The 24,328-nt window shown below is 59.3% G+C and carries 22 protein-coding genes; 10 read left to right on the top strand and 12 right to left on the bottom strand.

Translation table 11 applies throughout. The annotated features are described in order from the left end of the window. Positions 1–3 precede the first annotated feature (3 nt). From ACYZUA_RS28765 to ACYZUA_RS28780, 4 genes are all read right to left on the bottom strand, one after another. The gene (locus ACYZUA_RS28765; protein WP_461961531.1) at positions 4–1,680 is read right to left on the bottom strand and encodes an NEL-type E3 ubiquitin ligase domain-containing protein; all 1,677 of its coding nucleotides are present in this window, start codon (positions 1,678–1,680) and stop codon (positions 4–6) included. A 155-nt stretch (positions 1,681–1,835) separates the two neighbouring features. Beyond that, positions 1,836–5,105: a dermonecrotic toxin domain-containing protein gene (locus ACYZUA_RS28770; RefSeq protein ID WP_461961532.1), complete on the bottom strand. Its 3,270-nt coding sequence runs from the start codon at positions 5,103–5,105 to the stop codon at positions 1,836–1,838. A 375-nt stretch (positions 5,106–5,480) separates the two neighbouring features. Then, positions 5,481–5,786, bottom strand: a complete 306-nt coding sequence (locus tag ACYZUA_RS28775; protein ID WP_461961533.1) for a chaperone modulator CbpM — start codon at positions 5,784–5,786, stop codon at positions 5,481–5,483. 23 nt (positions 5,787–5,809) lie between these two features. Then, positions 5,810–6,757: a DnaJ C-terminal domain-containing protein gene (locus ACYZUA_RS28780; protein WP_461961534.1), complete on the bottom strand. Its 948-nt coding sequence runs from the start codon at positions 6,755–6,757 to the stop codon at positions 5,810–5,812. Positions 6,758–7,055: 298 nt separating this feature from the next. Between ACYZUA_RS28780 and ACYZUA_RS28785 the strand changes: the two genes are divergently transcribed. Beyond that, positions 7,056–8,330 (top strand): Hsp70 family protein, encoded by a 1,275-nt coding sequence (locus ACYZUA_RS28785; RefSeq protein ID WP_074873323.1) that lies wholly within the window; start codon positions 7,056–7,058, stop codon positions 8,328–8,330. Between the two features lie 164 nt (positions 8,331–8,494). On the opposite strand, the gene ACYZUA_RS28790 is transcribed toward ACYZUA_RS28785, so the two are convergent. The 3 genes from ACYZUA_RS28790 to ACYZUA_RS28800 all read right to left on the bottom strand — a co-directional run bounded on the left by ACYZUA_RS28790 (position 8,495) and on the right by ACYZUA_RS28800 (position 10,909). Next, positions 8,495–9,508, bottom strand: coding sequence for an AI-2E family transporter (locus ACYZUA_RS28790; protein ID WP_461961535.1), 1,014 nt, complete (start codon positions 9,506–9,508; stop codon positions 8,495–8,497). 236 nt (positions 9,509–9,744) lie between these two features. Then, positions 9,745–10,050, bottom strand: a complete 306-nt coding sequence (locus ACYZUA_RS28795) for a PsiF family protein (RefSeq protein ID WP_461961536.1) — start codon at positions 10,048–10,050, stop codon at positions 9,745–9,747. 64 nt (positions 10,051–10,114) lie between these two features. After that, positions 10,115–10,909, bottom strand: coding sequence for an AraC family transcriptional regulator (locus ACYZUA_RS28800; protein WP_461961537.1), 795 nt, complete (start codon positions 10,907–10,909; stop codon positions 10,115–10,117). 96 nt (positions 10,910–11,005) lie between these two features. On the opposite strand from ACYZUA_RS28800, the gene ACYZUA_RS28805 reads away from it, so the two are divergent. Beyond that, positions 11,006–11,893, top strand: coding sequence for a DMT family transporter (locus ACYZUA_RS28805; RefSeq protein ID WP_461961538.1), 888 nt, complete (start codon positions 11,006–11,008; stop codon positions 11,891–11,893). Positions 11,894–11,988: 95 nt separating this feature from the next. On the opposite strand, the gene ACYZUA_RS28810 is transcribed toward ACYZUA_RS28805, so the two are convergent. The 3 genes from ACYZUA_RS28810 to ACYZUA_RS28820 form a co-directional block, all read right to left on the bottom strand. Further along, the gene (locus ACYZUA_RS28810) at positions 11,989–12,879 is read right to left on the bottom strand and encodes an alpha/beta fold hydrolase (protein WP_461961539.1); all 891 of its coding nucleotides are present in this window, start codon (positions 12,877–12,879) and stop codon (positions 11,989–11,991) included. A 109-nt stretch (positions 12,880–12,988) separates the two neighbouring features. Then, complete coding sequence (locus ACYZUA_RS28815; protein WP_095127361.1) at positions 12,989–13,294, bottom strand: DMT family transporter; 306 nt, start codon at positions 13,292–13,294, stop codon at positions 12,989–12,991. Next, positions 13,294–13,932: an FMN-dependent NADH-azoreductase gene (locus ACYZUA_RS28820; RefSeq protein ID WP_461961540.1), complete on the bottom strand. Its 639-nt coding sequence runs from the start codon at positions 13,930–13,932 to the stop codon at positions 13,294–13,296. The genes ACYZUA_RS28815 and ACYZUA_RS28820 overlap by 1 nt, the downstream gene beginning before the upstream one ends. Before the next feature lie 120 nt (positions 13,933–14,052). Here ACYZUA_RS28820 and ACYZUA_RS28825 point away from each other — a divergent pair, with 120 nt between their 5' ends. After that, on the top strand, positions 14,053–15,015 hold the full coding sequence (locus tag ACYZUA_RS28825) for a LysR substrate-binding domain-containing protein (RefSeq protein ID WP_461961541.1): 963 nt from the start codon (positions 14,053–14,055) through the stop codon (positions 15,013–15,015). Between the two features lie 141 nt (positions 15,016–15,156). Here the strand turns inward: ACYZUA_RS28825 and ACYZUA_RS28830 are convergent, their stop codons facing one another. Then, entirely contained in the window at positions 15,157–17,232 is a 2,076-nt protein-coding gene (locus tag ACYZUA_RS28830; RefSeq protein ID WP_461961542.1) for an AsmA family protein, read from the bottom strand. Positions 17,233–17,606: 374 nt separating this feature from the next. Between ACYZUA_RS28830 and ACYZUA_RS28835 the strand changes: the two genes are divergently transcribed. From ACYZUA_RS28835 to ACYZUA_RS28865, 7 genes are all read left to right on the top strand, one after another. Next, on the top strand, positions 17,607–18,035 hold the full coding sequence (locus tag ACYZUA_RS28835; protein WP_461961543.1) for a hypothetical protein: 429 nt from the start codon (positions 17,607–17,609) through the stop codon (positions 18,033–18,035). Between the two features lie 156 nt (positions 18,036–18,191). After that, complete coding sequence (locus tag ACYZUA_RS28840; RefSeq protein WP_033055580.1) at positions 18,192–18,824, top strand: TetR family transcriptional regulator; 633 nt, start codon at positions 18,192–18,194, stop codon at positions 18,822–18,824. A gap of 199 nt (positions 18,825–19,023) precedes the next feature. Beyond that, the gene (ureE, locus tag ACYZUA_RS28845; protein ID WP_095127367.1) at positions 19,024–19,524 is read left to right on the top strand and encodes an urease accessory protein UreE; all 501 of its coding nucleotides are present in this window, start codon (positions 19,024–19,026) and stop codon (positions 19,522–19,524) included. Further along, entirely contained in the window at positions 19,521–20,195 is a 675-nt protein-coding gene (locus tag ACYZUA_RS28850; RefSeq protein ID WP_461961544.1) for an urease accessory protein UreF, read from the top strand. Before ureE ends, ACYZUA_RS28850 begins: the two co-directional genes overlap by 4 nt. A gap of 36 nt (positions 20,196–20,231) precedes the next feature. Beyond that, on the top strand, positions 20,232–20,846 hold the full coding sequence (gene ureG / locus ACYZUA_RS28855) for an urease accessory protein UreG (protein ID WP_461961545.1): 615 nt from the start codon (positions 20,232–20,234) through the stop codon (positions 20,844–20,846). A gap of 35 nt (positions 20,847–20,881) precedes the next feature. Next, positions 20,882–21,454 carry a HupE/UreJ family protein gene (locus ACYZUA_RS28860; protein WP_461961546.1) on the top strand — a complete coding sequence of 191 codons (573 nt, stop codon included), beginning with the start codon at positions 20,882–20,884 and terminating at the stop codon, positions 21,452–21,454. Positions 21,455–21,630: 176 nt separating this feature from the next. Then, positions 21,631–22,764, top strand: coding sequence for an AGE family epimerase/isomerase (locus ACYZUA_RS28865; RefSeq protein WP_461961547.1), 1,134 nt, complete (start codon positions 21,631–21,633; stop codon positions 22,762–22,764). 120 nt (positions 22,765–22,884) lie between these two features. Here ACYZUA_RS28865 and ACYZUA_RS28870 read toward each other — a convergent pair whose 3' ends face one another. After that, positions 22,885–23,652, bottom strand: coding sequence for an SDR family oxidoreductase (locus ACYZUA_RS28870; RefSeq protein ID WP_056746308.1), 768 nt, complete (start codon positions 23,650–23,652; stop codon positions 22,885–22,887). Positions 23,653–24,328 lie beyond the last annotated feature (676 nt).

Genomic DNA, 24,328 nt, shown 5'->3' on the forward strand with positions numbered 1-24,328 from the left:
GTATCAGTTGCCCGGGGCAACCGTAAAAGGTATTTCAACCCGATTCAGTTTCGCCCGGTCCATGGCTTCCTGGGTCAGCTGCAACAGCAAGGCTTCACGCTCGGCCTTGATCGTTTCCAGCGCTTGGATATAAGCCTCGTCGGTCATGATCTGGCCGGGTGCGAAAGCACTTTCAGGTTCACCAAGCTCAGCCGCCAGTACGCGGATTCGCTCTTTCAAACCGGCCTTTTCCTCCAGCGACAGCGTTGCGCTGTTGGCCCGCTCATCCAGGGCAACCTTGAACTCGGTGGTGGCAATGGTCTTGCGATCAATCGCCCTGAAGCGTGCCCGGTTCGATCGCTCGACAAAGGACTTCCAGAAAGGTTGCTCGGCAATCGAGTTACGCAGCAGGTCACCCTCCTCAAGCCCCAGAATCCGTTCATAGGCATCCTCGATCATTTCGCTGGTAACGCCTGCGATCTTGCGGAACTGCATGCCGCGCGCCTGCCATGGCAGGTCCAGCCGCTCGGCCAGATCCGTCATGAAGGCCAGGTGAACCTCCACCTCATCAATGGTGCCCGTGACATTGCGTGCGGCATCCTCACGTCGAAACCGCTCACCAGCCGCTTCGCGCGCCTCGATGTGGCGCCTGGCAATTCTCTCGAGCTCGTCCAGTCGAGACTTGCCCTTTGCCAGGTTCACCAGCTCAGCCTCGATCAAACCGCTGTTACCGAGCGCCAACGCTTCGTGAACCAGCACCTCCATTCCCATGACATTGAAAAGCTGTGTCGCACCGTCGACGCAATTGGATCGTACGTTGGCCTCCCTGAAAAACTGCTCTCGCAATGGAGCGCTCTCAGCCATGGTGTCCAGCATTCGCCAGACCTTGGCCGTCAAATCGGCGCGATAGGCCTTGCTGGCGGTGAAGTCGGCGGACAGGGTGAGTGCGTTGATTTCTTCGAAAAAATCCGTCGAATTGAATTCATCCTCAACCTCGTTCCAGACGTACTGCTTTTCAACCCACTGAGGCCGCGTCAAGCCTTCCTCCCACTGGATACTGGTGATCACACCCAGCGGCGGGTAAGGACGTTCAGGATCCATGCCCACCGACCGTACATAGTCTTTGAGGCGCTCCAGATTTTCAGCCGACATCCACTCGGGTTCGCGACTGAGCCACGTACGCCCCAACATCTCGGCATGCCAGGTACCCGGCGTAACCGGCGGAATATGGGTCAACACGTTGCGGCGCAGGTCCAGGTGAAAGTGCCGGAACCGTGGCCGCTCAAACAGCCCGGGCGGCCAGGTAGTGGCGCCTGTATTAGCCAGCATCAAGGTGTGCAAGTCAGGCATGCGACCGACGTTCGGCAACAATCCCAGGGGGTTTTCACCCAGCTTCAAGGAGGTCAGCAAGGTCATGTTCTTGAGCCTCTGCTGATCGACGATGTTCAACACAATCCGGTTGCTCGTAAGGTCCAGCTCCCTCAGGTGTGGCATCTCGGCGAGGCTTGATGGCAACGCGGTCAAACTGTTTCGAGCCAGGTGCAGCGCACGCACTTTGCGAAAGGACTGAAGAACAGGATGTTCGATGTTCGACAATCCTGTGTTGCTTAACTCCAGACGCGTCACGTGATCGAAGTTGGCCGCAAGCTTGGGCAGGCTATCGATGTGCGGGCTCAGATCCAGGTTGCTCAGGTCCAGCACCTCCCCAACAGCGCCTCCGTACCCATCCAGATGCCTTGGGCCGCTGCGCTGCCAGCAGCGCCTGATCTTTCCAGCGATGGCATTTCTGGTATTCCATTCGGCCACGCCACTAGGGCCGAAACGAAAATCCCGGAGGGGGCGTTTCACCCATTGGTTCAGCGTTGAAACCATCTGGTTGAACTCGTCTCAAGCTCATGGATCTGTAATCCGATGGGTCTGTTTTGCTGGCGCAGGGTCTCCATAAACGTGTCGAGCTCTGCGTCCGTGAGCGACGGGTAAAGGCTGCGGATTCGAAGCCGGTCCGTCATGTCTCTGGAAACACGCCGATAGCCGTCCATCCCGCCGAGCAGCTTCAGGGTGTGTGGGTCGTAAGCCGGTTTACGAATAGGATGCTCGAGCAACGTCGACGCGAACTGATCATGGCTCAGGGGTGAGCGCTGTATCGCAAACTTGAGCCGTGCGCCTTCGTGAATGCCATACCCCAACGCGTTGCGTTGCGCATCCGGCAGGGCGTGCAAGACCGAAGCATAGAACTCATCGCTGCCGTGCAAATGCCGATCATCCGCGTCCCGCGTCTGGTAACGCCCGTCTTCCTCGAGAATCAGCACCTTGCGGATGGGCGCACTTTCCGGCCCCACACTGGCGTGCAGCTTCCCGCCGAAACCCAGTTCGTGAATTTCGATCCGCACCTCATCGGACCACCCGGGCAGGCTGACCAAGGAGCCCAGTTCGAGCCTGCGCGAGTCGGCACTGGCCAGCTCCTCAAGGTAGAGGCCCTCATAAGCCCGGTTCAATCGCACCCGGTCACGCACTGCCCGGGCCTGTTGACGCAAGCGCAGCGAGAGACGCTGTTTTTCGCTCAGGTGTTGCAAATCGGCCGGCTCGGCATTCTCCAGCAATTCCAGCGCAACGCTGGCCGGCAACTCCGGAACGTCACTGAGCACTCGTTGCACACGAGGGTCGCGGGACACATCGCGGTTTTTGTAGAGTGCGTCGAATACGGTTTTCTTGTGCCTCCCTGCCTGCACGACCAACTGCTTGCGTAGCGCATCGATACGCTCAGGTGTACCCCCCGCAACCTCATCGCCGAGCAGGTCGCGAATCCCGGTTTCATTCAGCGATTCAATGACTCGCTCGGGCAGCTTTCCGGCAGCCAATTCGGAACGACTGACCTTGATTGTCATCGGCTCGGATGCCGTTGCATTGCCGTGTTTGACGGAGGTCCCGGAACGATCCGATGCCTCGAAAACTTCCAGCGCCCAATTCTCGGGCCAACGCGGCAGTTCAACCGTGACCTCTGGCACAAATCCGATCATCGCGTCGGGAATCTGGTTAGCCGCGATGTGCTGCGGGAACCGTTCCGCATCGGCATAGGTATTGAAGCGCAAGAAGGTATCGCGCAGCAGCGCTGGCGGTGTTTCATGCTCGACGTGCAACCGGCGCAGCAGGCTTTCGTCTATCCCGCTCACGCGTTGAATGATGCCTAACGTCTGCGCAGAGTATCCGTCGAGCGTGGTGTGCATGCGCTGCATCAACCGTTTCGCTTCCCACTCCAGCGGCCGCTCGGTCTCGACCTTCCAGGCACCGGCCTTGTTGTGCTCCACCACCGGTTTGTAGGCGGTGGGACGCTGCGGATGTTCCAGTCGATGCTGCCCCGTCACCGGGTCCTGGCTCACCTGATAGTTTTTTTCCTCCAGCCGCAGCCACTGCTTGCCGCCCTGTTCAATCAGACCGATGTCGTTGGGCACGGCATTGGCCGGCAGCGCCACCGGGTGCTCGTAAGGCCCGACGTCGGCGCTCCACAGGCGGGTCTTGCCACCGGGCAGTTCCACCGGTTTGAGGCTGTCGATCAGCGCGCTGGGCTTGACCGCTACGGCCCCCCGAGGCAGCACATGCCCCGCGCCCATCAGCGCCAACTGGGCAAAGTTGATCAGCACCCCGTTGATGTGCGCCCCAGCCTCCTCCCGGTCGCCCTTGCTCCAGTTCTCGATGCCCTCCAGCAGTTCTTCGGCGATCTGCGCGACCATCACCCCCAACAGGACTTCACCCACACCGGGGATCAACATCCCGACAAAGTTGAACACGTTCCAGCCAATGTCCAGATAGCTGGTCAGGCGTTTCCAGCGCGTGGTGGCATCCTCGTCGCCGGTCGGCACCGCGATCACCCGCGCATCGGCAATGGCTTTATCGCGCTTGTCGGCATACAGCCATTGCCACAAGTCCCCGGCAATCAGGTTGGTGATGGGCTCTGCGGTGGGATTTTCGACTGCGGTTTCCCGCCACCAGGGGCCCATGTCCAACGGCTCGCGTTGCTGCCAGACAACGCGCGTCAGCCGCTCTTTGACCCGGGCGAAGAATTTCCCCTTGTCCTTTTGCCTCACGAAGCGACTGAAAAACGCTTGATACTCCGTATCCCGCAGTTGGCTCAGCAGCTCTTTCATGAAGTCAGCGAGGGAGTCGTACTCTTTTAACGGATGCAGCGGATCGTCCGGCACGTAGGCAATCACCGGTCCATCCAGTCGGCTTTGCTGATAGATATCTTCGCGGCGCAGCATGTCCTCATGCACACCGGCAGGGCCGTTGGCCAGGAACGACTGCAGCAGTTTGTATGCGTCGTAAGTACTACCCGTCAGCGCCGGCATGCGTTGCGACCAGTCGCTCCAGAACTTCAGACCGTCAGGCGTCAATTCGTCGACCAACGACTTGAGCCTGGACGGCTGGCTCACCGCACTGAACAACACGATGCCGTGCAAGGCGAAGCCCATCAACGAGAGCCGATGTCGGTGCAGTGGCTGACCGTGAAAGTTGATATCGCTTTTGCCATCACGCACCTGTTGAAGTTTGCCGTAGGCAGACTCGCTGATATCTTTTTTCAAATAAGCCATCAGCGCGTCCAGATTAAAGGACGCTTTTTGCGCGGCCAGCGCATTATCTTGCAATAACTGCCTGGCGTTTGGATCGGACGGCAACAGAATGCTTTTTATATGGGTTTGATACTGCGCACCCAAGTCCAGTCGCCGACACAGCGTGGCGATTTCTTGGGTGGTCATTGTTGCTTCAAGTTTCAACTCTCCTTGGAAGTTCCTCGAATACACACCGGAACCGGTCCTGAAATGATCTTCAACGGTTTCCGGCTCTTCGAAGTTGTGCAAGGCCGCCTCCAGCAGCGTGGATTCGCGCAGATAGCTGGCGCCACGGTCGATACCGAAGAGAATCTTGTCCGGAACATACAGCTTCACCGTCAGTTGGCTGACGTCGACAGGGGTGTTGAAATTTGACCTGATGAGCGTGGACAGCAAGGGTTTGGCGAACGCCTGAATGTCCTGTTGCAGGTTTTTCAGCGAGCCATCGACCTTCGCCTGCAAGCGCCAGCGCTCCTCGACCAGTTGCGAGAGGTAGCGCCGATTGAGGCTGGACGCGTTCATGTACCAATCGGGAAAAATCGTATTTAAATCATTTGAACCGTCCAGTGATAACAGTCGACTCACCGGCGCTTCTGTTATGGCGCGGGGCAGTGCCTGGACAATACGTTCGTGGTGAGGGCCCTTATGTGCAACTTGATTAACCGGACGTTGTTCAACACCTTTCAACTCTTTTAATTCAGACATTATGTAACAACCAAACTAACGATAAGAGTGATCAGCTTAAGCCGCACCCCCTGAAATAAAAGACTAAAAAACTGCTGGACAGACGGCCATTCAATAGCGTGATCGTTCAACTATTAAAGAGTTAAACATACATATATAACACCCTGGTTTTGCGTTGATCTGGTCTGAAATCAATGCTCTGCGTCGCCAGAGTCATTCGACCACCAACCGAGCCAACCGCTGCTTGAGCATGCGGTTCTCGGCGCGCAGTTGCTGCACTTCTTCCAGCAGGTCGAGCGCCAGGGCGACGCCTTCCCATTCCAGCTCCAGGTCGCGGCGCAGCTTGGCGGCACGTTTGGCCAGGGCCAGCTCATAATCGTTGAAACGCCAATCCTTGGGCTGCGTGCCCTGAGGTTCTAGGATGCCGTGTTCGACGATTTCGATCACGTAGACGTCCGACAGGTCGGTCGCCTCACAGAATTCTGCCATGTCCAGTTGAACGATCAGGGGGTTGCTCATGATGGGCTACTCCGTCTCTTGGATCAGAAGTGTTCTCTGGGGTTGAAAGCCGCTTTTTTCGCCAGTTCCTGCCACAGCGCCTTGACCTCGTCGTCCGAGGCTTTAGGCATGACGGCCTTGAGTTGTACAAACAGATAACCGCGATGGCCGGCCTTGTTCAGCAAGCCGTGGCCCTTGGCGCGCATGCGCTGGCCGTTCTGGCTGCCGGCCGGAATCTTGAGGTTGATCTTGCCTGTCAGTGTAGGCACTGCCACCTCAGTACCTAATGCCAACTCCCACGGAGCCAGCGGCAAGGTAATGATCAGGTTTTCGCCTTCGACGTCGAACTTGGGGTGCGGCGCAAAGCGAATGATCAGGAACAAGTCGCCATTCGCCCCGCCACCCGTGCCCGGTGCACCCTGGCCCTTGAGGCGGATGCGCTCGCCGTCGGCCACGCCGGCCGGGATCTTCACGTTCAGGCTTTTGCTGGTGTTGCTGACATGCTGGCCGGCAGCGTTGTACTGCGGCACCTGGAAGGTGACCTTTTTCGATTCGTTCGAAAGGGTTTCTTCCAGAAAAATCCCGAGTTCCATTTCCACGTCTTGCCCTCGACGTCCGGCGCTACGGCCCGACTGTCCACCACCAAAACCAGGGCCACGGTTGCCGAAAATCGAACTGAAGAAGTCCGAAAAATCGCCCGAGTCCTGACCACCACCGAAACCGCCTGCGCCACGACCCTGCCAACCCGGCGGGCCCTGGAACGGTTGGCCGTGCTGGCCGTATTTGCGCAAGTCGTCGTATTCGGCGCGCTTGTCGGCGCTTTTCAGCGCTTCATAGGCTTCCGAGGCATCTTTGAACTTGGACTCGGCGTCCTTTTCCTTGCTGACGTCCGGGTGATACTTGCGCGCCAGCTTGCGATAGGCGGCCTTGATCGCCTTATCGTCCGCGGTCGGTTCCACACCGAGAATCTTGTAATAGTCTTTGAAGTCCATCTAAGGATCACCATCCATTATCGATATCGCGCCACCACCGGCAGCATGCGCTTAATTGGCAGCCGCAAGGTTGACCGATCGCAAGGTTGTGACCGGGCAGCGCATCAGAAGTTTATCGGCAGCGATGGGCAGTTCTTGCGACCGCCAAATGGCTGCCAGGGTCGATGCAGACAAGTTTGGGGCATCGGGCCAGCTTATCAAGGCGCTATTCGCGGTGATTTAGCAGATAGTCGGCCTTCGAATCTGCGCCGCACTGACATACACTGCGCGGCCGTTTTTTAACCGGAACTCGAAAGACATGAAAAACGCATCTCCAGCCCGTGCCTGTGGTATCGACTTCGGCACGTCCAACTCCACCGTCGGCTGGCTGCGCCCCGGCATGGAAACGCTGATCGCGCTGGAGGACGACAAGATCACCCTGCCTTCGGTGGTCTTCTTCAACATGGAAGAACGCCGCCCGGTGTACGGCCGCCTCGCGCTGCACGAGTACCTGGAAGGCTATGAAGGCCGGTTGATGCGCTCGCTCAAGAGCCTGCTGGGCTCCAAGCTGATCAAGCACGACACCAGCGTCCTCGGCACGGCAATGCCGTTCAAGGACCTGCTCGGTTTGTTCATCGGCCAGCTGAAGAAGCGCGCCGAGACCGCCGCCGGTCGGGAGTTCGATGAAGTGGTGCTGGGTCGTCCGGTGTTCTTCGTCGACGACGATGAGTTGGCCGACCAGGAAGCCGAAAACACTCTGGTGGACGTGGCCCGCGCCATCGGTTTCAAGGACGTTTCGTTCCAGTACGAACCGATTGCGGCGGCCTTCGACTATGAGTCGACCATCGAAAAAGAAGAGCTGGTACTGATCGTCGACATCGGCGGTGGTACGTCGGACTTCTCGTTGGTGCGCCTGTCCCCTGAACGTCGCACCCACGACAACCGTCACGATGACATCCTCGCCACCGGTGGCGTGCACATCGGCGGGACCGATTTCGACAAGCAACTGAGCCTGCAAGGCCTGATGCCGCTGTTTGGCTACGGCAGCCGGATGAAGAGCGGCGCCTACATGCCCACCAGCCACCACATGAACCTGGCGACCTGGCACACCATCAACTCGGTGTACTCGCAAAAGTCCACCCTGGCGCTGGGCAGCATGCGCTACGACATCGAAGACACCGGCGGCATCGATCGCCTGTTCAAGCTGATCGACCAGCGCGCCGGCCACTGGCTGGCGATGGAAGTGGAAGAAACCAAGATCCAGCTGACCCACGCCGACAGCCGCCACGTGCCGCTGGACCGCATCGAACCGGGGTTGAGCGTGGAGTTGAGCCGGGCACTGTTCGAATCGGCCATCGACAACTTGCTGGAGCGCGTGCGCAACAGCGTGACCCAGCTACTGAACGACGCCAATGTGCGTGTTGATCAGGTGGATACGGTGTTCTTCACCGGCGGTTCGAGCGGAATTCCGGCACTGCGCAACAGCGTTTCGGCGATGTTGCCGAACGCGCGGCATGTGGAAGGGAACATCTTCGGTAGCATCGGCAGTGGCTTGGCGATTGAAGCGATGAAGCGCTACGGCAACATGGACTGATCCGAAACCCTGTGGTGTGGGGATTTATCTGTGGCGAGGGGATTTATCCCCGTTGGACTGCGCAGCAGTCCTCGCATTTAGCGATAAGGGGGCCGCTTCGCAGCCCAACGGGGATAAATCCCCTCGCCACAATAAATCTTCTCACCACAATGAGATGGGGGGGGTTAAACCATCCCCACCTGCTTCAACTCACTCTTCAGGTACGCGTAATAAATCGGCCCTGCCACCACCCCCGGCAGGCCGAACGCGGCCTCGAACACCAGCATTGCCAGCAGCAACTCCCACGATTTGGCACTGATCTGCCCGCCAACGATGCGCGCGTTGAGAAAGTATTCGAGCTTGTGGATAACAATCAGGTAACCCAGCGCCGCCACGGCCACCCAGATCGACAGCGACAAACCGACGATGGTGATCAGGGTGTTCGACATCAGGTTGCCGATCACCGGCAACAAGCCGAGCAGGAAGGTCAGCACGATCAGGGTTTTGGTCAGCGGCAGCTTGATCCCGAACATCGGCAGGACCACCGCCAGGAAAATCCCGGTGAAGAAGGTGTTGAGCAGGGAAATCTTGATCTGGGCGAACACGATGTTGCGAAACGCCTGGACCAGCAGGTGCAAGCGGTCGAACAGTGCGGCGGCCAATGGCTTGCGCTTGGTCACGTCCGGCACGCGCTGCAAGGCAATGATCGCCCCCAGCACCATGCCGATCAGCAGCGTCACAAACATGTGCGCCGCGTCCTTGCCCACCAGTTGCAAGTCGCTGAGGTGCTTGCTCACCCACTCGCCAATCGCCACGCGGAACTCGGCGGCGCTGGCGGGCAGATAGGCGTCAATGAACGGCGGCAGTTGCCCGCGTGCCCGATCAACCACCCCCATGAATTTGTCGAGAGAAGCGCCGGGGTTTTCCGCTTCATGCAGCAGAAAGCTGAAGGCACCGGCAAAGATCAGCGACAACACACTGACCACTAGCGTCCCCAACAACGCCACCGCCAGCCATCGCGCACGCCGACCTTCGATCAGTCGCTGCAATTGCGGGGTGAGCATGTTGACCAGTTCGAACACCAGCAGCCCGGCCAGCAAACTCGGCAGTAATCGCAGCGGGATCACCAACAACAAACCGCCGAAAATGATGACCCAACTGATGACTTGCAAGACTTGGCGTTGAGAAAACGTTGGCATACAGCCTCAAAACGAACGGCGTAAAAGGATTGGCAGTCTGCCAGCGTTCCGATGCCAGCACTAGGGATTGTGTAGGTCGACCTTAGTGGGGGCGCTGGCGACTTTTTGCAGTGAGCTTATTGGCCCCATCGCGAGCAGGCTCGCTCCCACATTTGTCCTGCGTACACAGATCCATTGTGGGAGCGAGCCTGCTCGCGAAGAGGCCCTCACAGCCCCCACATCTTCCAGCCCAATGATTATTTTTTCTTCAGGCAATCGCTCATGAAGGCTTTGCGCGCATCGCCCTTGAGCGCCTGAGTAGCAGCATCGGCGTTGCAGGTTTTCATTTTCTCTTGCTGAGGAGTCAGGGGTTTGGCGGCATCGGCGGCGGGTGCTGCTTTGAGGCAATTGCTCATGAAGGCTTTACGTTCATCTCCCTTGAGGCTTTTCGCGGTAGCGTCAGCATTGCAGGTGGTCATCTTGTTCTGTTGTTCAGTGGCGGCGAAGCCTTGGGCGCAGAGCAGCAAACCGATCATCAACAAAGGGACACGCAACATCTTCATGGAGTTTTCTCCTTGTTGCCGCACCGACGAGCACGACCTCGCTCTGGAGTGTAGACAACACCTGTTACACCTTCCTGCTCTCAAGGTGGCTACGTCGATACTGTTCCGGCGTGCACTCTGCCTGGCGTTGAAACATCGCGATAAACGCTGAACCGGTGCTGTAGCCCATGTCGAAGGCGATCTCCTGGATGCTGCGATGGCTGTCCAGCGCTTCGATCGCCGCCAGAAACCGCAACCGCTGCCGCCACTCGCCAAAGCTCATGCCCAACTCACGCACGAACCGCCGCGCCAGGGTGCGTTCGCTGACATGGATCTGCGCGGCCCATTGATCCAAGGGCCGGTTATCACCGGGCTCGGCCTGCAAGGCTTCGAGAATCCCGAGCAAGCCGGGGCTGCTGGCGTAGGGCAAATAACACTCGTGGATAGGCGCCTGCTGCAGCTGGTCCACCAACACCTGAGCCAAACGTTTGTCAGCGTCGTGCTCCGGAATCTTCACATCGCGCGCGGCGAAGTCTTTGAGGATCGCTTTGAGGATGTCGCTGATGGCCAGGGTGCAGGCCTGCTGAGGCAGGTCCTGGCACATCGGCGGCGCCAGGCAGACCGCTCGATAGTTGATCGGTTGATGGCTATAGAAGCTGTGCTCGGTCTGCGGCGGCACCCACACCGCATATTGCGGCGGTGACATGAAGCGGCTGCCGCCGATTTCCATGTGCAATACGCCGTGGGCCGAATACTCCAGCGTTCCCCAGGGATGACGGTGCGCCGAGGCATAACGATGTGCATCAAAGTCGGCATAACGGAAATACACCGGGGCAGGCAGTTCGCTGAAATCCAGCAGATCGATGTGTTTACTGTTCATGCTGTCCGTCATCAGGGGCAGGTTGTCTGGATCGAAGTATAGGCTTGTATCCAGACAGGCGATAATCGCCCCTCATTAACGTTCTGGTTTTCCCTGATGCAATACGCTTATCCCCTGCTGGCCATTTTCATTTGGGCCGGCAATACCGTGATCACCAAAATGTCGGCCGGGGCGATCTTCCCTGCCGAGATCGGCTTTTACCGCTGGCTGCTTGCCGGACTGCTGTTCACCCCCTTCATGCTCAAACCGGTGATCGCCCATTGGCCAGCGATCCGCCCGAACCTGGGCAAGATTTTTGTGCTCGGCGTGCTCGGCATGGCGGTTTACCAAAGCCTGGCGTACTTCGCGGCGAGCCTGACCTCGGCCACCAACATGGGCATCATCCTGTCGCTGATGCCACTGATGTCGCTGGCCATGGCAATCATCAGCCTGGGCCAGCGCCTGACCATCGGGGCCCTGGCCGGTGCGGTGCTGTCGTTTGCGGGGGTTTTGGTGGTTGTCTCATCCGGCAGCCTTGGTGCGCTGCTCGAACACGGGGTGAACCTGGGTGACGCGATGATGCTGATCGCCACCCTGGCCTACGCGATTTACAGCACGCTGCTGAAAAAGTGGCAGCTGCGTTTGCCGCCGTTGGTGTTGCTGTACTTGCAGGTATGGGTGGCGGTGGCGGTGCTGTTTCCGCTGTTCCTCGCTTCACCGAAGATCGGCCCGACGCTGCAGAACATTCCGCTGGTGCTTTACGCTTGCCTGCTGGCCTCGATGGTTGCGCCATTGGCGTGGATGCAGGCCGTGGTGCGCCTGGGACCGAGCCGGACCACGTTGTTTTTCAATCTGCTGCCGCTGATTACTGCACTGATTGCGGCGGTGGTGCTGCATGAGCAGTTGGCGATGTATCACCTGGTGGGCGGGATGTTGACGTTGGGTGGCGTGATTTTGTCGGAGCGCTGGACCACGGTTCTCGGTCGTAAGGTCAGTGTTGCCTGATCTGACGCCTTCGCGGGCAAGCCTTGCTCCTACAGGGTTGGTGATACCTGTAGGAGCAAGGCTTGCCCGCGATGAACGATAACTCGGTCTGGAGGCTAAACCCCGGCCGCTTTCAGCCGCGCAGCATGCTCGACAAACAACCGGACCGGCTCCGCGCCCTTGCCCACCAGACCCAACGACTGATTGACGATATCGAAGTGATCCATCGGATACTCATCGCCGATCACTGTCCCCAGATGCGAGCTGTAACGCCCGACCATCCCGTCGCAATGCCCGACTTCTCGAACGAAGGTCCTGGCAAACAACCGACAACTGCGATTAGTCCCATCGAACAGGTTACGCCCCCGATCAGTTTTCCCCGGCTGCAAGGTCCCGGACCAGGAGTAATACCGCACGCCGTTGACCTCCTCCGGCCCATGCCCGCCCCAGGTTTCAGGCAAGCCCTGTGGATAACGCTGGTTGAACAGCGCCACGCCTTCCGTCGTCAGTGAATGATGGGAGGCATGGATATCGACCGGCAATTTCGGCCCGCGATAACCGGTTTCCAGCAGGCTCATCAGCGCACTGATCCAGCGCAGCAAAACGCTGAGCAAACGCCCCTTGGCGCTGTCTCCCGGGTAGTGGCTGTGCAGGTAGTCCGCCAGCTCCGAACCGTGATTGGGTCCTGCCACCGACGTCACCGACGCCACCCGATCCGGGCGTTTGGCCGCAGCGTAACGGGCGGTGAGCGAGCCCTGGCTATGGCCGATCAGGTTGACCTTCTCGGCCCCGGTTTCCCGCAGAATCTCCTCGATCCGCGCCAGCAACTGTTCGCCGCGTACCTCGTTTGAATTGAGCGGCGAGACCTGCACCGCAAACACCGTCGCCCCACCGCGGCGCAACGCCGAGACGATCCCGTACCAGTATGGATAGAGCAGCAGACGGATAAACCCGAGCATTCCCGGGACCAGCACCAACGGGTAACGTGTGGCGGAACCTTGCGACATGGGCGAACGTCCTTGTGATCGGTGAAGTGACGCAAGACTGAATGCAAGACATCAGCCAAGCATCGGCATCGAAGATGACAACTCGACGACCAGTCTATGACATCCCGCCCTACTTCAGCCCCACCACCCCCGCCACGATCAATCCGACCGACACCAGTTTGACTGCCGTCAGGCTTTCACCGAGCAACGCAAACCCGAGAAACACCGTGCCCAGTGAGCCGATGGCGGTCCAGATCGGGTAAGCGATGCTCACCGGCAACTCGCGCATGGACAAGGTCAGGAAGTAGATTCCGGCCAGCGCCGCCACAACGGTGATCAGCGACGGCCAGAGCCGAGTGAAGCCTTCCGAGTACTTCATGCTCATGGCGAAAGTGATTTCGAACCCGGCGGCGATCAACAAAAAAAACCAAGCCATTAAAACTCCCCTGCCAACGCCAGCAGACGCTGTTCTGCCTCGGCGGCGCTGAGCTGAAAAGTCCGCTCGGCGGACTCTTCACCCTCGGCAGCGACCACCGTGATGTCGGTGATACCGATGAAACCCAGCGCCGTGCGCAACAACGGATCGGCGTGATTCATGGCTTCCAGCTCACCGCCCGGTCCGAAACCGAACCCGCCGCGGCTGGTGACAATCAGGGCTTTTTTGCCCTGTACCAACGGCTGGTACTGCGCAACGCCATTGTCCAGGGTGTGATTGAAGGTCAGCCCGAGCCGCACGATCTGATCGATCCAGGCCTTGAGGCCGCTGGGTACGCTGAAGTTATGCATGGGCGTGGAAATCACCAGCAGATCATGGCCGAGCAATTCCCCCACCAGCTCATCGCTGAACGCCAGGTCGGCCTGCATCGACAGCGGCCGCGCCTCGGGCTCGGGGTAAAACGCCGCCGCAACAAAAGCCTCGTTGACCGGCGGAATCAATGCCCGACCGACTTCACGACGGGTCAACTGCGACTGCGGGTGACGGGCCTGCCAGGCCGCCAAAAACACTTCGGCCAAGCGCCGGGAGTGGGAACGTTCGCCACGGGGGCTGGCGTGAATCGCAAGAACTGTGCTCATCTGAACCTCCTGAAGGACTACACTCGATTGTTTATGGCTCTTAGCTTGGCGCTCGTAGCCGCCTTCCTTCAAATGAGCAAAAGTCATTCAGGATGAATTTATTTCATCCATGGAGTTCCCATGTTCGCCTCACTGCCGCTAACCGCTTTGCGCGCCTTCGAATCCGCCTCTCGCTTGCTGAGCTTCAAGGCCGCCGCCGAAGAGCTTTCGGTGACACCCACAGCGATTTCCCATCAGATTCGCTCGCTGGAAAACTGGCTCGGTATCGCGCTGTTCGAGCGATTGCCGCGACAAGTGCGCCTCACTGACGGCGGCGAACGCCTGTTCCAGAGTCTGCACGGCGCCTTGCTGGAAGTGGCACAAAGCGTCGATACCCTGCGCCCGCAGCGCAGTGGAGCGAGCTTGACGGTCTCCACCATCGCCGCCTTCGCCGCACTATGGCTGGTGCCGCGACTGGGGCGCTTCTATGCGCGGCATCCCAATATCAGCCTGCGGCTCGACACCCATTGCGATGTCATCGATTTGCATCAGGACGCCAGCGTCGATCTGGTGGTGCGCTACACACAAGGCGACTACCCGAACCTTTATGGGTTATGTCTGTTCGACGAATCCTTCGGCGTCTATGGCTCTCCCGAACAGGTGGCCCTGGCGGCCAGACGAGTGCCGACGTTGATTAGCGTTCGCTGGTGCAACTCAAAATTTTACGCATACGATTGGCAGGCCTGGTGCGTGAAGTCCGGCGAAACCTGGCTGGCCGGGCAACCGGTGGTGCGTGAATACGACGAAGAACATTACGCCCTGCAAGCGGCGATTGCCGGGCAAGGCCTGGTGCTGGCGAGCAATATTCTGGTGTCCGAGAGCGTGGCCAGTGGTTTGCTGGTGGCTTACAAGGGTGAGGTTCAGGTCGATGGTGCCGGTTACGCGGCACTGTGCGTGCCGGGGCGCGAACGGCATCCGCCGGTCCGGGCGTTTTTTGCGTGGTTGCAGGAAGAAGCAGCATTGTCAGGGCTATTGCCAAGATCGCGGCCTTCGGCAGCGCCTACAGGAGATCGAGATGAAGAACGTAGAGAACGGCGCGGATGACATGGCGGACATTCTGAAAGATTGGTAATGCCTGTTAATCCGCCATCGCGGGCAAGCCATGCTCCTACAGGTTTCGTGTGGTGGCCGAGACCTGTAGGAGCATGGCTTGCCCGCGATGGCGTCATGACAGACGCCAACGGATTACTTGGTGGGTTTGACGGTGACTGGTGCCTTGCCGGCCTTCATCTGCTCCAGCAACGGCGCGCACTGATTCGGTTCGCCACCGCTCGGCGCTATCAGCGCCAACAACCCCGCCGCCGGCGCCGCAATCACACCCAACGCCACCATTCCCGCCCCGCGCAGCATCAGCGGCACAGCCTTCACACCCGCATCAGGCTTGATGAACTTGCCCCGCACATACAGCGGCGAACGCAGCGATATCAATCGCCAGCCCTTGGATTCCGGGGTGATGGTCAGGTCCAGTTGTTCAGTCGCCATGTTGGCGGTGCCGTCGATGTAGACGATCGCGTTTTCGGTATCGAAGACGAACAGGCGCGGGGTCGCCAGCCCGGTCTTGATGTCGAAGTCGGCGGCAGCGCAGTTGATCTTCACTTCCTTGTCGCCAAAGATCTTGCTCACTACATAGTTGCCGACGTTGAGCCCGGCCAGCTCCATCAACTCGCGGCTGATAGCGCCATCGTTGATCAGCATCTTCAGATTGCCATTGGCGGTGCCCAGCAGTTTGGCCACCGAGTTGCCACGACCGGTGATGTCGGCATCGCCATTGAGCTGGCCGAAACTGGTTTTCATCGGCTCAAAGGTCGGGAACAGTTGTTTGAGTTTGAAACCGCGGGCGGTGAGTTTTGCCCGGCCTTCCAACGGTTCGGTTCGGCCATTGAGGCGAATCTGAGCGTCCAGGTTGCCGCCGGCCACGCCGAAGCGCAGGGGCTCAAGGCTGAGCACGCCGTCAATGAGTATCAGGTGGGTGTAGAGATCGTTGAACGGCAGTCTTTCGCTGTGGACGATGCGCTTGCCGGTGAATTCGACGTCAGCGTCCATATCGCGCCAGCGCTCGGTTCTGAACTCTTCGACCGGCAACACCTTGTCGGCCGGCTGATTGCTTTCGCCGCCACGGGCCTTTTGTTTGGCATTGGAGTCGGCACCGATCAACGGGGCCAGGTCGGCAAACAGCAGTTGATTGGAAACCAGCGATCCGCTCAGCTTCGGACGCGGCTGGCTGGCGACATAGGTCAGGCTGCCATGGATATCGCTTTGACCAATCTTGCCGTTGAACTCTTCATAACGAAACACCCCGCCGCCTGCTTCCTGCAGCTTGGCGATCAAGTGCCCGTCAGTCTCGTACGGCGGTGTGTCCGGCAGGGTCACGCCGGTCAGCGGGTAAAGATTGCCCAGGCTGGTGCCCGCCAGTTTCAGGCGCAAGTCCAGGGCACCGAGGTTCAACGGATCAGTGAGGGTGCCGGCCAGTTCGACACGGGTGTCAGCGATTTTCACTTGCGCCTGAAGCGGGAACGGTCTGGCCGCGTCCTGCAACGCCAGCAGGCCGCCGACCTTGCCTTCTCCATCGAGTTTCTGGCCGTGGTATTGGCCTTTGACCTTCAGCGCGAACGCGTAATCCTGCGGCGTAGCGCCCTTTTCCGACGCGGTTTTCGCGGTTTTGTCACCGACGATGTCACTGAACGGAATCGGCTTGCCCAGCGGGTCGATGATCAAGTCGAGCTGAGTCTTCAGGCTCTGGTCGTCGAGGATGACGTGACCTTTGTCGAAGCCGATCGCACCGATGTCCACCACCCAGTTGGAAGGCTCGGCGTTCGGATCTTTGGGGTCGAATTTGAAGGTCCAGTTGGCTCGACCATCGGCAAGGCGCTGAAGGTCGGCATTCGGTTCGGTCAGGTCGATGCGCGGGATCACCACGCGCTGCGCCAACAAGGCCAAGGGCGAGATGCGCAACTCGACACGCTTGAGGGTGACCATTTGCGGCTTCTTCGACCAGTCCGGGTTGCCCAGGCTCAAGTCCTCTGCCACCACATGCGGCCACGGCACCCACGCGCGCCAGCCGCCCTCGTCGGGTTCGCGCTGCCAGACCACCGCGAGGTTGCCGTTGATGGCAAACGGGCGGTGCAGCTCTTCGGAAACTTTGGCGTTAAGCGGCGGTTTGATTCGGTTCCAATCGAAGAACGCGATGATCAGAACCAATACGGCCAGCAGCACAACCAGGCTGGCGAGGGTCCAGGTAAAAAATTTACGAGTGCGCGTCATTGCACAGGGCTCCTGATACGACCGAGCGCCCTGACCTGCGACGCATGTTTGAAACGTTAGGCCAGAACCGGCCTGCCATGGAGTGTAGGACTGGGAAATGGCGCGCAGGTTTAACCGAAAAGCCGCTTAACGCTCAAATAATCGGTCGGCGACAGGATGCGTTACCGGACCCGCACTATTGCAAGGCGCAAGTGAGTGGAAAATACCCATCTCAGCGCAAAAACGTCCGCCGGAAACGCCCGATCTAGAGCCGTTTCACGGAACAATCAATTCTGTTGATTATTACCATTGCGTTTATGAACTTTTATATCGACTTATCGAGAGTAGCATTGCCCTCGTACCCACTTTATAGCCCTCCCACGGAGCACCCAATCATGAAACGCCAATTACTGCTTAGCCTTACTCTCTCAATGCTGGCCAGCACTGCTTTCGCCCTGCCAGCGGCTGACCAGGCCACACCGCAAGTGAAATCCACCCACTCGGCGTTCAGCCAAACCGTCGCCGAAGGTGGCAATGATCGCCTGAAAGAAAAAGGCCTGATCACCCAGGATGGTTCAGACCGTACTCCACAAGGTCAAACGCTGGCGGCTGACGGTTCCGATCGCACTCCACAAGGCCAGACCCTGGCGGCTGATGGTTCCGATCGCACTCCACAAGGTCAAACCCTGGCGGCTGATGGTTCCGACCGCACTCCACAAGGTCAAACCCTGGCGGCTGACGGTTCCGATCGCACTCCACAAGGTCAGACCCTGGCTGAAGGCGGTGGTGACCGTGTCATCGAACGCAACAGCGCTTTGAGCTGAGCCCATGGCGGCCCTGAAAAAAAGCCCAATCCCCGGATTGGGCTTTTAACGTTATAGATGCCTCACTTCCCCGCTTGATCCCACGATAGTCATTCGACGCCGGCAAAGCCGATTTGCTAGAGTGCGCCGCTGTCTTATATAGAAAACACCCTTGCGATGCTGCCCCGCGCCGAACAGAAACAACAGACCCGCAACGCCCTGATGGACGCTGCCCGCCACTTGATGGAATGCGGCCGAGGATTCGGCAGCCTGAGCCTGCGCGAAGTCGCCAGAACTGCGGGGATCGTGCCTACCGGTTTCTACCGGCATTTCGCCGATATGGATGAACTGGGCCTGGTGTTGGTGAGTGAAGTCGGTCAGACCTTCCGCGAAACCATACGCCTGGTGCGGCACAACGAGTTCGTCATGGGCGGCATCATCGATGCGTCGGTGCGGATTTTTCTCGACGTGGTCACGGCCAATCGCTCGCAGTTCCTGTTTCTCGCTCGCGAGCAGTACGGCGGCTCGCTGCCAGTGCGCCAGGCCATTGGCCGCTTGCGCGAAGACATCAGCTCGGACCTGGCGGCCGACTTGTCCTTGATGCCGAAACTGCAACATCTGGACATCGCCGGCCTGAGCGTCATGGCTGATCTGATTGTCAAAAGCGTGTTCGCGACCTTGCCGGACATCATTGATCCGCCGGCACAGGCGCTGCCTGAGCATCTGACGCCGCAGGCGAAGATTACACAGCAGCTAAGGTTTATCTTTATTGGCCTGAAGCATTGGCAAGGCCTCGGCAGTACCGAGTAATCTTCTAAAAGATCGTTCGGACGATCTTTTTTTTGCGCCGCAATTTGGTGCGCGCAGCTCTGCACCGCACCAAATTCATCCAAATAGCCGCAAAGCCTGTTAGCCCCCACTGAGCTCCGACAGGCATTTCCTACGTATCACCCGATTGGCAAGCCCCTTGCTCTAGCCCTAAGCATTGTCCATTGCTGGAAGCCTTCCGATGCTGGTGATTCATCGCAGAATCGACCCTCAACCCGTCTGGGCCGCCGAGTTGCACCTGACCTTCGAAGCCCGGAGCAAAAGCCGTTTGCGCTGTTTCAGTGCCGAGGGTGAAGACGTCGGGTTGTTTTTGGAGCGCGGTCAGCCACCGCTGTACGACGGCGAATACCTGCAAGCCGAAGACGGGCGCATCGTGCGCGTCTGCGCCCGGGCCGAACAACTGTTGCACGTCACCTGCGCCAATGCTTTCGAACTGACTCGCGCCGCCTATCACCTCGGCAACCGCCACGTCGCCCTGCAAGTCGGCGATGGCTGGTTGCGCCTGCTCGACGACTACGTGCTCAAGGCCATGCTCGAACAGCTTGATGCCAAGGTCGAGAACATCGAGGCGCCGTTCCAGCCAGAACACGGTGCCTACGGTGGCGGCCACCACCATTCGCGTCACGGCGACGAAGACTTCAACTACCCGCCGAAGCTGCACCAATTCGGCGTGCGGCTATGAACCCAGCCTGGGCGCTGTTGCGCCTGGCCAGTCCGCAATTGCCGATTGGCGGTTACAGCTATTCCCAAGGCCTGGAAATGGCTGTGGATAGCGGCCGTGTGAATGATCCTGACAGCGCCCATCGCTGGATCAGCGATCAGTTGCTGCTGAACCTGGCACGTTTCGAAGCGCCGTTGCTGCTCGCCCATTGCGTGGCCGCCTCTGATGAAAACTGGGGTGAACTGCTGCAACGCTGCGAAGAACATCGCGCCAGCCGGGAAACCCGCGAGCTGCATCAGGAAAGTCGGCAGATGGGTTATTCGTTGCAGCAACTGCTCAACGGTTTGCCTGAGCTTGATGCACCGGCCCGTGCCTTTCTTGAGCAACGTCCCGAGCCGCACCTGGCCCTCGGCTGGGCACTGGCCGCTCGCGCCTGGAATATCAGCCCGCAGGACGCACTCGCGGCGTGGCTCTGGAGCTGGCTGGAAAACCAACTGGCGGTGCTGATGAAAACCCTGCCATTGGGCCAGCAAGCCGCGCAACGCCTGACCAGCGAACTGCTGCCGCTGCTGCAAGAGGCTCAGCAAAACGCCACCCGAATCAACCCCGAACACTATGGCAGCGCCGCTTTCGGCCTGTCCCTGGCGTGCATGGCACATGAGCGCCAGTACAGCCGTCTGTTCCGTTCCTAGGGCCTTTATTTTGGGCCTGTTATTTTGGAGAAGCACATGAACACACAACCTCTGCGCGTCGGCATCGGCGGCCCGGTCGGTTCCGGCAAAACCGCTCTGACTTTGGCCCTGTGCCTGGCGCTGCGCGACCGCTACAACCTGGCGGTGGTCACCAACGACATCTACACCCGCGAAGACGCCGACTTTCTGGTGCGCAACGAAGCATTGGCGCCGGAGCGGATCATCGGCGTAGAAACCGGCGGCTGCCCGCACACGGCGATCCGCGAAGACGCCTCGATCAACCTCGAAGCCGTGGACCAACTGAACCGGCGCTTTCCGGGGCTGGACCTGATCCTTGTGGAGTCTGGTGGCGACAACCTGTCTGCCACCTTCAGCCCGGAACTGTCCGACCTGACCATCTATGTGATCGACGTCTCGGCCGGCGACAAGCTGCCGCGCAAGGGTGGGCCGGGGATCTGCAAATCGGATCTGCTGGTGATCAACAAAATCGACCTCGCGCCATTGGTGGGTGCGTCGCTGGAACTGATGGACAGCGACACCAAGCGCATGCGCAACGGCAAACCGTTCGTTTTCAGCAACCAGAAAACCGGACTCGGCCTGGAACAAATCATCGCCTTCATCGAACGCCAGGGCCTGCTGACAGCGGCGTGAACATGATCAACTTTTATCAACAAGGACGCTTATCCATGACACTTAAACGCATTCTGGGCGTCATCGCCCTGCTGCTGACCCCGGCCATCGCCTTCGCCCACCCGGGGCATGGCGACAACGGCTTGATCGCCGGCATCAGCCACCCGATCGGAGGCCTCGATCACTTGTTGGCGATGGTTGCGGTCGGTTTGTGGGCGGCACAACAGAAAGGCGCTGCACGCTGGGCGCTGCCGTGCACATTCGTCGGCATCATGCTGATCGGCGGTTTGCTAGGGTTTGAAGGGCTGAACCTGCCGGCGCTGGAGAGCGGGATTGCGGCGTCGGTGCTGGCGCTGGGTCTGGCGGTGGCGTTGGCCGTGCGTCCGCCGTTGAGCTTCGCCGTTGCGGCAACCGCTTTGTTTGCGTTGTTCCACGGGGTGGCGCACGGACTGGAGTTGCCACAGATGTCGAGCCCTTGGACGTATGCCGCGGGGTTTGTAGCGGCGACGGCTGCGTTGCATGGATTGGGTTACGCCGTAGTGCGGGTGTTGCCGCAAGCGGCGGCGCCGTTGGTTCGACTGGCGGGTGCGGCCTCGGCGGCGACTGGCGTGTGGCTGTTGGCGGGCTGATTTCTTTATCGCCTGTGATGGCCTCATCGCGAGCAAGCTCGGCTCCCACAGTGAAATGCGTACTCCTGTGGGAGCCGAGCTTGCTCGCGATAGCGGTCTGACAGACACCGCATCTCTCCAGCCGGCCTCTCTGCTAACATGTCGCGCAATCAACCCTGCCGTGACGACGCCAGCCAATGCCGCCTGTTTCCCGCTCTGCTTCCCAGCCTGAATTGACCGCTCTGTTTGCCTCGGTGCAACAGCACTTCCAGGACGTGATCGTGCCGCTCTGGCAAGGCCCCGGCTGGAATGCCGACATGGCGCTGCCCTATGAGGCGCTGGACGCCGAACACCAACCGCTGCCGCCCCAACGCTATCGGGCCATGGCCTGCGCGCGGCAGCTTTACCTGTTTTCCAGCCTGATCGGCCAGGTGCCGGCCGCCGAAGAGCGCGCCGCAGCGCTGTTCCGTTCCCTGCAACAGCATTTCCACGATGCCGAGCATGGCGGCTGGTTCTACAGCGTCGACCCACAGGGTGCGCCGCTGGATCAGCGCAAAGACCTCTACACCCACGCCTTCATCCTGTTCGCCTGCGCCCATTACTGGGACAAAGTTCGCGAACCGCTGGTGGAATCGGTGCTCAATGCCGTACTGGAAGTGGTCGCGCAGCGCTTTGTCACGGGCGACGGCCTGTACGAAGCCAGTCTCGGCCGTGACTGGTCCTCGCTCGAGTCCGGGCCGCTGCAAAATCCCCTGATGCACTTGGCCGAAGCCTTCCTCGCCACGCTGTCGGTGCGCAAAGACGTCGTCGTGCAAAACGCACTCGTCGAGTTATGCACGGCGATGCATAAGCACTTTATCGACCCGCAACACGGTGTGTTGATGGAAAAGCCGCTGGGCGCTGTGGATAACTGGTTTGAACCTGGGCATCAGTTCGAGTGGTATTTCTTACTGGAATCGTCTTTGTTGCTGCGCGGTTCGACACTGCATGCTGCTCTGGAACGCGCCTTTGCGTTCACTGAAAAACTGGGCGTCGATCAACAGACCGGTGCTGTGCGGGCCATGCTTGACCTGCAGCCGGACAGCCCACCTCGGGACGCTACGCAGCGAATCTGGGCTCAGGCTGAATACCTGCGCGCCTTGACCTTGCGGCCAGACAGCGAGGCTGCGGTGCTGCGCCAATTGCAGGCGTTGCAGCAGCGCTTTCTGCATGCGGGTGGCTGGTATGAGTGTCGTGATGAAAACGGTGATGTGACACGTCGGGACATGCCGTCGACCACGCCTTATCACTTGGCGACGTGTTATCGCGGATTGGTCGAATATCTGCGCTGACTGAGAAATCGCCATCGCGGGCAAGCCTTGCTCCTACAGGTTTTGTGTTGTTCGCATCATCGCGAATCGACACAGAACCTGTAGGAGCAAGGCTTGCCCGCGAATGGCCATTACGCGGTCTTAAGCCTTGGCATTCCGCTCAATCGCAAACCCGCTCCACGTCTGGCTCACCGGCATCAGCTCCAGGCTGTTGATGTTGATGTGCGCCGGGGCATTGAGCACCCAGAAAATGGTATCGGCGATGTCTTGCGGCTGGATCGGTTCGGCACCGGCGTAGGTCGCGTTGTAGCGCTCCTGGTCACCAGCGAAACGCACCAATGAGAACTCGCTTTCGCACAAGCCCGGCTCGATATTGCTGACCCGCACGCCCGTACCTTGCAGGTCGCAGCGCAGGTTCAGGGAAAACTGTTTGACGAACGCTTTGCTCGCGCCATACACATGGCTGCCCGGGTACGGGTAGTTGCCGGCGATGGAGCCGAGGTTGACGATGCCGGCGCCGCGACCGTGAGCGATCAGGCGCGGCAACAACAGACGCGTGCTGTACATCAGGCCTTTGATGTTGGTGTCGACCATGGTGTCCCAATCGTCGAGGTCGCACTTGGGCGCCGGGTCAACGCCCAGGGCCAGGCCGGCGTTGTTGATCAGCCCGCGCAGTTTGGCGAAGGACGGCGGCAGGTTGGCGATTGCCTCCTCCATAGCTTTGCGATCACGCACGTCGAGCACCAGGCCATGGACCTCGGTCTGCTTCGACAACTCGGCACACAGCGCATTGAGGCGCTCTTCACGACGGCCGGTCAGCACCAGTTTCCATCCGGCTTCGGCAAAACGACGGGCGCAGGCTTCACCAAAACCGGAGGTCGCGCCGGTAATAAACAGGGTGTTGGACATCGTGTTCTCCTTGCTTCGGCTGATCGACAGCCACTGGAATAGAAAATCAGCAGGCAGCATGCCCGGCCTGACCCACAGCGGCAACTACCGCACAAACTGTACAAAAAACGATCAAACGTTGCCACGCCTTGCCCGCCGCGGCTTTCAGCCATGTGCGCGCACCTTATCCACAGGCCGGTCCACAGTTTCCGGGGGCAAGTGGAAAAGCTGTAACCCGCTGTGTACAAGGCTTTGCGGGCAAATTGGAAATTTTTTTGCTTGACCCTGGAACGTCGGCTGTGCAGCCCATGGCATCTTGCACGATTGACCGGTCATACCGACGATGGCGCCAAGCCAGTAACTACGGCCTTCAGCCGAGTCTTTCCAGAGTTTAACCACAGACTTATCCACAGGCAGCTACCCACAGTTTTGGCCCGTTTGGGTCATCAACAAAAAGGTTGACAAAGCCCACTCGCGGCTCGGTAAAAACGCCTGATCAAAAAACAACCACAACTCTGCAAGCCACGGTTTCAAAGGCTTTCAGCCAGCTACTCCCACGTTATTCACAGCCAGCTCCACAGCAAACGGGGACAAGTCAAAACCGTGACAAAACAACTATTTGCAGCGGCTTTATGTCGCGCTTTGAGAGCTTGTGAATATTGTTTTCCACAATTTCCCGAAAGCACACAGAGACACC

This window comes from Pseudomonas sp. LS2P72 (genome assembly GCF_054897865.1).

What these genes read in the sequence shown, in the direction of transcription:
- ACYZUA_RS28800 (WP_461961537.1), bottom strand. Translation starts at nt 10,909, where the DNA reads ATGAACAGTAAACACATCGATCTGCTGGATTTCAGCGAACTGCCTGCC.
- ACYZUA_RS28850 (WP_461961544.1), top strand. Translation starts at nt 19,521, where the DNA reads ATGAACCCAGCCTGGGCGCTGTTGCGCCTGGCCAGTCCGCAATTGCCG.
- ACYZUA_RS28770 (WP_461961532.1), bottom strand. Translation starts at nt 5,105, where the DNA reads ATGAACGCGTCCAGCCTCAATCGGCGCTACCTCTCGCAACTGGTCGAG.
- ACYZUA_RS28795 (WP_461961536.1), bottom strand. Translation starts at nt 10,050, where the DNA reads ATGAAGATGTTGCGTGTCCCTTTGTTGATGATCGGTTTGCTGCTCTGC.
- ACYZUA_RS28790 (WP_461961535.1), bottom strand. Translation starts at nt 9,508, where the DNA reads ATGCCAACGTTTTCTCAACGCCAAGTCTTGCAAGTCATCAGTTGGGTC.
- ACYZUA_RS28835 (WP_461961543.1), top strand. Translation starts at nt 17,607, where the DNA reads ATGAAACGCCAATTACTGCTTAGCCTTACTCTCTCAATGCTGGCCAGC.
- ACYZUA_RS28825 (WP_461961541.1), top strand. Translation starts at nt 14,053, where the DNA reads ATGTTCGCCTCACTGCCGCTAACCGCTTTGCGCGCCTTCGAATCCGCC.
- ACYZUA_RS28785 (WP_074873323.1), top strand. Translation starts at nt 7,056, where the DNA reads ATGAAAAACGCATCTCCAGCCCGTGCCTGTGGTATCGACTTCGGCACG.
- ACYZUA_RS28840 (WP_033055580.1), top strand. Translation starts at nt 18,192, where the DNA reads ATGCTGCCCCGCGCCGAACAGAAACAACAGACCCGCAACGCCCTGATG.
- ACYZUA_RS28860 (WP_461961546.1), top strand. Translation starts at nt 20,882, where the DNA reads ATGACACTTAAACGCATTCTGGGCGTCATCGCCCTGCTGCTGACCCCG.
- ACYZUA_RS28865 (WP_461961547.1), top strand. Translation starts at nt 21,631, where the DNA reads ATGCCGCCTGTTTCCCGCTCTGCTTCCCAGCCTGAATTGACCGCTCTG.
- ACYZUA_RS28805 (WP_461961538.1), top strand. Translation starts at nt 11,006, where the DNA reads ATGCAATACGCTTATCCCCTGCTGGCCATTTTCATTTGGGCCGGCAAT.
- ACYZUA_RS28870 (WP_056746308.1), bottom strand. Translation starts at nt 23,652, where the DNA reads ATGTCCAACACCCTGTTTATTACCGGCGCGACCTCCGGTTTTGGTGAA.
- ACYZUA_RS28780 (WP_461961534.1), bottom strand. Translation starts at nt 6,757, where the DNA reads ATGGACTTCAAAGACTATTACAAGATTCTCGGTGTGGAACCGACCGCG.
- ACYZUA_RS28775 (WP_461961533.1), bottom strand. Translation starts at nt 5,786, where the DNA reads ATGAGCAACCCCCTGATCGTTCAACTGGACATGGCAGAATTCTGTGAG.
- ACYZUA_RS28815 (WP_095127361.1), bottom strand. Translation starts at nt 13,294, where the DNA reads ATGGCTTGGTTTTTTTTGTTGATCGCCGCCGGGTTCGAAATCACTTTC.
- ureE (WP_095127367.1), top strand. Translation starts at nt 19,024, where the DNA reads ATGCTGGTGATTCATCGCAGAATCGACCCTCAACCCGTCTGGGCCGCC.
- ACYZUA_RS28820 (WP_461961540.1), bottom strand. Translation starts at nt 13,932, where the DNA reads ATGAGCACAGTTCTTGCGATTCACGCCAGCCCCCGTGGCGAACGTTCC.
- ureG (WP_461961545.1), top strand. Translation starts at nt 20,232, where the DNA reads ATGAACACACAACCTCTGCGCGTCGGCATCGGCGGCCCGGTCGGTTCC.
- ACYZUA_RS28830 (WP_461961542.1), bottom strand. Translation starts at nt 17,232, where the DNA reads ATGACGCGCACTCGTAAATTTTTTACCTGGACCCTCGCCAGCCTGGTT.
- ACYZUA_RS28810 (WP_461961539.1), bottom strand. Translation starts at nt 12,879, where the DNA reads ATGTCGCAAGGTTCCGCCACACGTTACCCGTTGGTGCTGGTCCCGGGA.